Here is a 9,700-nt window from a genome sequence, read left to right as displayed (position 1 = left end):
AACCGATAGACTAAAGCCAATGGTTACAAATCCCTGTAGGACGGGATTTATCCCGTTGGAAATACAACAGCGACCGACAGACTAAAGCCCATGGTTATAAACCCCTGTAGGACGGGATTTATCCCGTTGGAAAGCAATTTAAGCTCACATTATTCGTCGGAATAAGCGGGACCAGCATAATTGTCAAAGCGGGAAAATTGACCTTGGAATGTAAGACGTACCGTACCAATAGGACCATTCCGTTGTTTTCCTAAGATTATTTCCGAAATCCCCTTAAGATCAGTATTTTCATTATAAACTTCGTCTCGATAGATAAACATAATCAAATCGGCATCCTGCTCGATAGAACCAGATTCACGTAAGTCTGAGTTTATCGGACGTTTATCAGCCCGTTGTTCCAAACTCCGGTTTAACTGTGACAAAGCCACAACAGGCACATTTAACTCTTTTGCCAATGCCTTTAATGAACGGGATATTTCGGCTATCTCTAAGGTACGGTTATCACTTAATGATGGCACTCGCATTAGCTGCAGGTAATCAATCATGATCATACTGATACCACCACGCTCACGCGCTAACTTACGGGCTCGAGTACGCACTTCCATAGGTGTTAGGCCAGATGAATCATCAACAAACAGATTATCTTTGTCTTTCAACATAGCCATTGTGTTGGAAATACGTGCCCAGTCTTCATCGTCTAACTGAGCGGTACGGATTTTGGTCTGGTCGACCCGACTCAAAGAGGCGAGCATCCTCATCATAATTTGCTCGGCCGGCATTTCTAGGGAAAACACTAATACCGGTTTCTCTTCCAATAACATGGCATTTTCGCACAAGTTCATGGCAAAAGTTGTTTTCCCCATGGAAGGACGAGCTGCCACAATAATAAGGTCCGAACCCTGCAACCCACTGGTTTTTTTATCTAGATCGGTATAGCCGGTAGACACCCCAGTCACTTCTTTGTTGGTTTTGATTAAGGCTTCAAGACGATCTATTGTCTTACCTAATACAGACTCAACATCTTTGGGCCCTTCATTACTACCCATTCGCTTTTCAGCGATTTGGAAAACCTGTGTCTCGGCAAGATCGAGGATCTCACTACTATCTCTGCCTTCAGGATTATACCCAACATCAGCGATAGAATGTGCAACACCAATAAGCTCCCGTGTGATAGCACGTTCTTTAATGATTTCTGCGTAGGCCACTACGTTAGCTGCACTTGGCGTGTTCTGAGCTAGTTCGCCTAAATACGTGAAGCCACCGGCTTCTTCCAATTCATCGTGATTCTCTAACTCTTCAGAAACTGTGATGATATCAACAGGTTGGTTAGCAGATAACAAACGAACAATTGCGCGGAAAATAGTACGGTGCGAACGGTTATAAAAGTCTTCTTCAACAACGACTTCCGCTACTTTGTCCCAAGAATCGGGAGCAATTAACATACTCCCAAGCACTGATTGCTCAGCTTCCATGGAATGCGGCGGGATTTTCAGTTTCTCAACTTTATCGTCTCTGTTTTTATCCGGAACGGCTTTCACAACACTCTTAAATCTTTTAACAATGGGCCGAGTATTATGCGCTAAGTTTGATACTGCATCAAAGTGTATTGTGAAAATTTATCAGCAAATCAGGATTTGTTGGAATCGATTGGCGAATTCTTTTCGGCGGTACAGGGAGATTGTTGATTCGTTTAATTGGGAATCTCCTCGGGGCTAAAGCCACCGACTACAGGATGCGTTTAATTGGGAATCATCTCGGGGCTAAAGCCCCGACTACAGTTGTAGCATGGCCTTTAGGCCATGGGTTCATCTCGGGGGTTACCCAATCCAATTTCGGGGTTGTAGCATGGTCTTCAGGCCATGGGTTCCTCTCAGGGTTTAACCCATCCATCTCGGGGCTAAAGCCACCGACTACAGGTTTAGTATGTTTATTATTTTTTGTCGACTTTAATTCTGCCGCTGACGGTAGACACCTTAACTTGACCGTTTCCGCCGTTATGGGAAAATTCAAGCCAGCGACTAGGCCCATATTTGGCTTTATGTTCTTTATCTTGGGTAATTTTGTTAATAATCCGACCACCGGCATGACCTTGTAAATCAAAGCGCGCGGAAACATCTGGCTGAAAATATAGACTGATGCCACCACCAACACTGGTAGCCCGAACATCTCCTTGAGACGCTAACGCCATGCTCGCTTGCACACTACCATTTACCGTGTTCAAGTTCAGGTGCTCAACCTTTCCTAATGTTAACTCAATATCCCCATTGACGGTTTCCGCTTTTACTTCCGGACTTGAAACAACAACGTCAATATCTCCATTAACCGATTCGTATGCAGCTTCACTTGCTGTAGAGTCACTGTCTTTAATATCGCCATTTACAGTTTGAATTTTAATATTGCCCTGCAGTGATCGAGCCGTAACATCGCCATTAACGGCTTCAATACGTAACCTACCAGAGAGATTTGTGACTTCAATATTCCCATTTACGGTATCTATATCAGCACTTCCGCGTACTTGTGTAACCTCTACATTGGCATTTGTGGAGTTATAATTTATATGACTATCCAGCGGCACGTAAATTTCCAGATCATCACCATCTTCTGACCCCCAACTCCAAGTACCTTTGTTATTTTTAACCTTCACTTTAATAATGACTTCATTGCCATCACGCTCAAAAATAAACTTCTCTGTACGGTCACCTAATTCACCCACGACTCGTACCTCATTCTTCGACCAGCCTTTTATGTTGGCATAGCCTCCGAGGTGTTCAATTTGTACATAACCGTTGTTATCGGCTTTTAGCGTTTGATCAACTTTCTCACCGGCGAAGGTAAAAGAGCTTATCAAGCAAAAACCAACACTAAACAATATTTGTTTCATTCTAATACCCTTATTTACATCCACTGACTGGCAGTGATGATTCTTGCAGTACTGCAACGCGGTGCGAGTGCTATCTTGTTGCAGTTCCATCAAATTTGTCTCCACTTAGGAGCATGAACTCGTTCAATTAAATCAATTTGCTGTTGATGCACGTTTTGCAGCATTTTCAACAGTGCAATATTGTTTGAATCGTGCTTCAAAGCAGCCTTGATAGCATCAGCTGCTTCATCCAACTCCGTTAATTGCTTTTGCCAATTTTCCGTCAACGCAGGCTGATCTTGAAATTTCACCAATAACGCATCTTTTTGCATTTTATGCTGACTACTTAATGCTGCGACTAGATCTTGCCCCGTCATTTGCTCAGATGCGGGGTTTAGAGAGAACCAACTAAGAACACAAACAAGCGCGAAAGAAGCTGCAATAGCAATCACCTTGAAGCTCGACTCACTTTTACTTTTTTGAACTTGCTCAAGAGGCGCAGGTTCTTCGGCTAGCGCTATTTCAATCCCAGCCCACAGATCTCTTTCAGGTTGTTTTTCGTTACTCAGAGCATCTATTTGCGCTCGTAAATCTTTTTCAAAATTCATATTACTCATAACCCATCCACTCCTTTAACAACTGCTTGGCACGGTGAAACTGTGCTTTACTGGAGCCAACCGCCATATTCATCATGCTAGCAATATCTTCGTGGCGGTAACCTTCTATTGCATGCAACACAAAAACAATCCGCGCTCGTTCGGGCAATCTGGCGACATGACGTTCTAATTCACTTAAATCAGTGGATTGCTCCGCAGCATAAAAATTTGCCTCTGAATCTTCAATATTGAACATACGTTTCACCCAACCTCGCTGCTTACGCAAATAAGAAATGGTAATGTTTGAAGTTACTGTATGTAACCAAGTGGAGAACTTACTGTCTCCTTTATAATTACCCATTTTTCGCCACAGTTGAATGAACACTTCTTGAGCGGCATCTTCTGCTAACGACTTATCACTAGTAAGCCGAAAGCACAGACCATATACCTGACCAATATAGGTTTGATATAGGGTTTGATATGCTTTTTTATCGCCCTGTTGTACTGCTTTAATTAAATCCCGCTCAGACTTATCTTCGAATGCGCGTTGAGCAGAAACAACATTTCCTTGTGTATTCAATATGCTTGTCGTTTTTTATATTGTGTTGAAGAGTTAGTCGCAGAGTAGATCAGAAAGGTTTAAACCGCCAAAATTATATTTCAGCATTATTTGTATTTCATACTATAAGTGTCTGATATTTCCTCACTTATCAACGTAAAAAAATAATAAAACAGTATCAACCAACGCCACGTAAGCGCAGTGAAAACAATGACTTCCCCGCTGACCACATCCTAATAGGCTTCAAGCCACTAAGGGGGAAGTTAAAATACCAAAACTAATTTAAAGAAGTGGGAAAACCAACAAATAAGGTAGCTGCAGTTAAAGGGCGAAACAGCAGCGACACACTTAGCGTGAAAGAGTCTTTTATACGGCTTATGTTGGCTTAATTTAGTACTAAAATCAATCGTTCGTAAGTTGAGCAATACCTCATAGGTATTTGTTGCTCATAGATTTATTTTCTAACCATTGGCTAAATAGTCGTCTACAATTTTAGTTCAACTAATTAGGGTAAGAAGGTAAAACAATAATGAACATGGAAATCAGCCCCTTTAATCATATTTTAGTCGTACTGCAAGCAGATGAAGATCCGTCTATACCTTTGGCTAGAGCTACTCGTTTGTGCAGGGCCTATTCTGGCAAAATGACGGTGTTCGTTTCTCTGCACAATTATTTCTACCCTAAAGCCAATCTCAACTTAGCAGATGACCTGAACAAGGTTGTGGTTAATCATCAAAATTCAATTAAAAATATTTTGGAAAAATGGGAAGCAAGTGAATTTGTTGAAGATATTGTTTTGTCATGGCAGCAGAAACCTTCTCTAGCCGTAGCGAATTTATTAACTCAAACAACATTTAATTTAGTCTTGAAGGCACCTTATCTGCAAAGTGATTTTAAACGATTGTTTACCAGTGGACTGGATCACTATTTCGTTGCTAACTGTCCTCTTCCTATATGGATGGTTAAGCCAAGATTGTGGGACAAACAACTCGAGGTTTTAGCTTGTGTAGATATGAAAGACGATGATTTCGATAATCATTTACTGAATCGTAGGATTTTAGCCGTCAGCGATAAACTGGCCCAAGCTATCGGTGGGCAAATGCATGTTATTGATTGTTATGATGGCGAAATAGGCACACTTCACATCGATTATAATAGTCAGCGAGGCTTTAAACGAGAGGCGACGTTGAAACAAAAACATCAAGAAAAGTTAGAGCTTTATATCAAAGAATATTCTCTTGCTAATGATGTTCTTCATTCTATCGAAGGTATTCCAGATGAAGTTTTGCCTGAAAAAGCCGCGCGTTTGAATGCTGAAGTAGCCGTTATTGGTAATAATGAAGATAAACATTTTATGGATAAGATCTTTGGTGACACCGCAATGACCCTAACAGAAGCAATGCCCTGTGACATTTTAGTTTTGAAGCCAGAATAGGGTAAAGGTCAGTGGAACCATACTAAAGTATAACTAAATTCGGCTTATCTGAGTAACTCGCCAGTTGATAATATGCTATATTATGCGCGAATTTTCTGGCGTAAAGCGACTCCTCGTCTAATTTTTTTACACTTTACTCAGAAAGAACAATTAAATGGAGTTATTTTTTATAAAATACAAAGACTTAAATTTCGGCTTGTTTATTGCTTAAAGATTGAAAACGAAACAATCAGGTAAGCTTTAAGCTTTGAATTGCACGAAACATGTCTGTATGGCGTAAATATTCATATTTTAGTAATAGGAAGAAGTAGATTGAAATTGGTAAGATCATTATTCGCATTTGCATTACTGGCCTCGATTTCGGGCGCAGCCACTGCAACCAGTGGCACTATTGGCAAATATAATCTTTTATTGCTTGGCGACTATAATTTCAATGGCGGAGATGTCCAAGGACAAACGTTTATTGGTGGTGATTTGAATTCATCTAATCCAGTAGAGTTTGGTAGCAGACTAGCCAATACCGACACAGCTATTGATGCAGTTACTATTGTTGGCGATATCAATGCGAGTCGCGTTCGTGTATTACGTGATAATAATTTGGTTTATGGTGGTGATTTAAACGGTACCGCCATAGAGTTGAACGATGGAGATGACGGCCAGTTAATACATGATTCATCATTGACCGTTGCTGATATCCAAGTTGAGTTATACGCTGATACAGCCTATTTCGCTGGTCTCACAAGCACAGGTAGTTTTTCCAGTGGCAATTTTGATTATACTGGCTCAGGAGACTTGGCAATTTTTGATGTGTCTGCTGCCGATGTTTTTGCCCAGAACAGCAACTTATCAATGAATTGGGGAAGCGCTGAAACGGTTATCATTAATGTGTCTGGCACTGATATTAATATCGGTGGCGGTGTTAACCTTAACAACGGTTTTAATGGCGACGCAGCATTTTCTAATATTGTTTGGAATTTCTTTGAAGCAACTAATATCGATTTTAATAGTTTAGCATCTAAAGGTTCTGTTTTAGCGCCATATGCAGATACAAGTGGCGGCGCATCTTTTGATGGCTCATTTGCTGCTGTGTCATACACTGGTGCTCGAGAATTCCATAATTATACATTCAATTATACCCCTCCAACATCAACGCAGATAGCGGAACCTTCTTTGTTTGGTTTGATGTTACTTTCGGGTTTACTAGTGATCAGAAAACGTAGAATCAAATCTTAAGCACTTTATATCAATTCAAAGCCCGTTAATTAGCGGGCTTTTTTATATCTAGTATTAATCAAAGTGGCTTTTTAAATGACCCATTTCGAGGTAAATTAAAGCCTGAATTTCCCTTATAAATAGCAACCTGATTCGTCAGAGACCCCATGAAAAGAAATTACCTGAAGTACCGTTTTTACAAAATTAAATTAATCATTTTGATAGCTGGTTGCGCGCTCACTCAGGTTGTCAATGCAAACAACTCTGATTATGAAAAAGCACTTTCGAACTTCGACCAGGGACAATATGAAGAAGCCTATATCCACGTGAAAAATGCACTTCAAGACAACCCTAATGATTTATCAGCGAAAGTGCTATTGAGCAAGTTGCTAGTAAAAAACAAACTATATGAAGATGCAGAAAAACAGATTGGCGAAGCCATCCGCTCCCATGTAGATATTAACCTAGTGTTTGCTGATTGGGCAGAGACCCTGCTCAACCTTAAAAAGTATAAATATTTAGTAGAGCTCGACTATAGCGGTAGGCTATCGCAAAAAAATCAAATGAAATGGAATATATTCAAAGCAACAGCCTGCATCAACTTGCGCGATTACCAATGCTCCAATCAGTTTTATCAACAAAATTTAGCTATTGAAGCCGGTCACATTGATTCAATTAATGGACAAGCCACAATAGCGTTGATCGAAAAAAACTATTCACAGGTCGACAAATTAATAAAAAAAGCCTTAAAAATCTCATCAGAAAACGCTGAAACTTGGCGTTTAAGAGGGCAACTAGCTCGATCTCAAGGTGATATTGAACAAGCAATCATGTTCTTAAACAGAGCCCTTGAGATCAATCCCCGTGAACCAGCAATCGCCCGTAACCTCGTCGATGCTTGCATTGCCAGTAATGACCTCGATAAAGCATTTTCTTTATCAGACAAGTTATTAGTAGAGTCTCCCAATGACTTATACGTGCAATTCGCACGCAACTGGTTAGCGGTTAAAACTGCTAACCAGAGTGACGGTTATAAACAAATGCAAGTATTGGCAAATCGACTCAATGGTTTACCAAGATATTTGATCGATGAGTATCCGACATTTTCATACCTCAGAGGGACGGTTTCCTTTCTACTTGGCCAGTATCAAAGCGCGAGAGACGATTTAGCAGAATACAATTTACGCTCCGGTGGTGAGTTTCAGTCGGCCTACCTGTTAGCTAAAACCTATTCGGCACTTTACGACTTTGATGCTGCGTTAGACGTATTCGAAAAATATCAGTTACAAATAACCAATAATCTTTCCCAGTCATTATTTTTAGGCGGTCTGTATTTGGTAAACCATAAACCTCATAGGGCTGTGGCATTATTAGATAGGCTTGAAGATGACTTTTCTGAACAAGTGGAATACAAACTATTTGCTATTCAGGTAGCTATAGCAAGGGGAAAAACTGACATCGCTTTGGCTGAATTAGAAAAGTTGATGATTGCCTACCCCGAAAATAAGAAGGTCCTAATTGAACATTGCATGGTAAACATGGATGCAAAGAAGCTTAGTTCTGCAGATCGAAGTCTAACCACACTCAAAAAGTTAATGCCTAACGATGTGGACGTTAAGAACCTAAATACGGCTATGCTGATCATGCAAGGACAAGATTTTGCAGCAATGGACGCCATACAAAATGTTCTAGCAGAAAACCCAGAGTCTTATTCTGCTTTATATAACCTTGCGACTGTGCAAAGTCGCTTAAAGCGTTACCCAGAAGCGCTACTAACACTAGAAAAATTACTCAGTATTAATACCAGCGATATTGCAGTTAAACTACGTTTAGCCAGAATCAACTTAGCGATGTCTAATACAGATAGGGCTAGCAACCTATATCAGTCGATTTTGAAGCAAGATATAAATAATTTACAGGCAATGGAAGGTTTGTTACGAATAAACGAAAGTCAGGGCAACTTCACTCCAGCCTTGCGTCTAGCGCAAAGTCTTCAACGCTTAGAACCGCGTTACCCGCTGTATGTGTTAAAAGAAGCACAACTTCTCATAAAGTTAAAAGACGAAGCAAAAGCTTTAAGAGCAATTAGTAAATACGAAAAGCTTATTGAAAAAACGGCATTTAATTTACTGGCGCTTAGTCAGTTGTATTTAGCCGTAAATGAGAAAGAAAAAGCGTTATCCGCTGTCGCACAAGCCCATAAACTAAACCCTAATGACATCAGTTTACACTTACAATGGGTGTCTCAATTAATTACTTCAGACAATCTCAAGCAAGCTGAAAAACAACTTAACGAACTAGTTCAAAGCAATTCAGATAACCCAGATGTATTATTAAAACTTGGCGAGTTAAATGATGCAAAACAGCAGTTTGACATTGCCAAACAGTACTATTTACAAATATTAAAAATAGACGACAAATACGAATTAGCCTTGGCAAAACTTTATGCACACGTTGCCAATGGAATGTCAGAAAATGCGTTTTTAACCGTGCTCAATCAAATTGTAGACAAATATCCACAGAGCTATTTTCCACGAAGCCTACTTGCGCAATTCCATTTTTACTATGGTCAATCATCCATTGCTATCGAACACTATCAACATCTTCTAGAGACCGATAATATGCCAAATAAAGCGGCACTACTTAATCGTTTGGCTTATTTATACTTACCAGATGATTTGAACAAAAGCGCAGATTATTCTTTGCAAGCTATGGCACTGGATGGCGACAATGTAAATATTCTAAGCAACTATGGATGGATACTTGCCAAACAAGGCGATTACGAAAAAAGTATCACTGTATTGCGCGATGCGATGACTCGAGATGCAAGCAACCCAAACCTGAAATATCATCTAGCTTACACATTAACAAAACTAGACAAAATCAAACAAGCTGAGCGGCTACTGAACGAGATACTGGCTGAAAATGTGTATTTCGCCGAAAAATCCAACGCTCAAGCACTGCTTGAAGAAATCAACAAAGGTTGATTGTAGCACGGGATTTATCCCGTTAGACATACATCAACATCCCATGAGCTA

7 protein-coding genes are annotated in these 9,700 nt (G+C 40.1%); 3 read left to right on the top strand and 4 right to left on the bottom strand.

The window, feature by feature from the left end; translation table 11 throughout:
- Positions 1-149: 149 nt before the first annotated feature.
- The 4 genes from dnaB to ABWV72_RS20545 all read right to left on the bottom strand — a co-directional run bounded on the left by dnaB (position 150) and on the right by ABWV72_RS20545 (position 4,036).
- Complete coding sequence (dnaB, locus tag ABWV72_RS20560; protein ID WP_216049757.1) at positions 150-1,538, bottom strand: replicative DNA helicase; 1,389 nt, start codon at positions 1,536-1,538, stop codon at positions 150-152.
- Positions 1,539-1,930: 392 nt separating this feature from the next.
- On the bottom strand, positions 1,931-2,971 hold the full coding sequence (locus tag ABWV72_RS20555) for a DUF4097 family beta strand repeat-containing protein (RefSeq protein WP_252729354.1): 1,041 nt from the start codon (positions 2,969-2,971) through the stop codon (positions 1,931-1,933).
- Complete coding sequence (locus tag ABWV72_RS20550; protein WP_353372807.1) at positions 2,971-3,477, bottom strand: hypothetical protein; 507 nt, start codon at positions 3,475-3,477, stop codon at positions 2,971-2,973. Before ABWV72_RS20550 ends, ABWV72_RS20555 begins: the two co-directional genes overlap by 1 nt.
- The gene (locus ABWV72_RS20545) at positions 3,470-4,036 is read right to left on the bottom strand and encodes an RNA polymerase sigma factor (protein ID WP_252729353.1); all 567 of its coding nucleotides are present in this window, start codon (positions 4,034-4,036) and stop codon (positions 3,470-3,472) included. The genes ABWV72_RS20550 and ABWV72_RS20545 overlap by 8 nt, the downstream gene beginning before the upstream one ends.
- Positions 4,037-4,544: 508 nt before the next feature.
- Between ABWV72_RS20545 and ABWV72_RS20540 the strand changes: the two genes are divergently transcribed.
- From ABWV72_RS20540 to prsT, 3 genes are all read left to right on the top strand, one after another.
- Positions 4,545-5,450: a universal stress protein gene (locus ABWV72_RS20540; RefSeq protein WP_353372805.1), complete on the top strand. Its 906-nt coding sequence runs from the start codon at positions 4,545-4,547 to the stop codon at positions 5,448-5,450.
- Between the two features lie 312 nt (positions 5,451-5,762).
- A complete protein-coding gene (locus ABWV72_RS20535; protein WP_353372803.1) occupies positions 5,763-6,683 on the top strand; it encodes a choice-of-anchor A family protein in 921 nt (306 codons plus the stop codon).
- Positions 6,684-6,829: 146 nt separating this feature from the next.
- Complete coding sequence (gene prsT, locus ABWV72_RS20530) at positions 6,830-9,649, top strand: XrtA/PEP-CTERM system TPR-repeat protein PrsT (RefSeq protein WP_353372801.1); 2,820 nt, start codon at positions 6,830-6,832, stop codon at positions 9,647-9,649.
- The last annotated feature ends 51 nt before the right edge of the window (positions 9,650-9,700 follow it).

Source organism: Aliiglaciecola sp. NS0011-25 (genome assembly GCF_040370605.1).
In the GTDB taxonomy this organism is placed as follows: domain Bacteria; phylum Pseudomonadota; class Gammaproteobacteria; order Enterobacterales; family Alteromonadaceae; genus Aliiglaciecola; species Aliiglaciecola lipolytica_A.
This window is presented reverse-complemented; position numbering and strand designations above follow the sequence as displayed.

Bases quoted from the DNA above. Each gene is read 5' to 3' on its own strand.
- ABWV72_RS20555 (WP_252729354.1), bottom strand. From the start codon at position 2,971: ATGGAACTGCAACAAGATAGCACTCGCACCGCGTTGCAGTACTGCAAG.
- ABWV72_RS20540 (WP_353372805.1), top strand. From the start codon at position 4,545: ATGAACATGGAAATCAGCCCCTTTAATCATATTTTAGTCGTACTGCAA.
- prsT (WP_353372801.1), top strand. From the start codon at position 6,830: ATGAAAAGAAATTACCTGAAGTACCGTTTTTACAAAATTAAATTAATC.
- ABWV72_RS20550 (WP_353372807.1), bottom strand. From the start codon at position 3,477: ATGAGTAATATGAATTTTGAAAAAGATTTACGAGCGCAAATAGATGCT.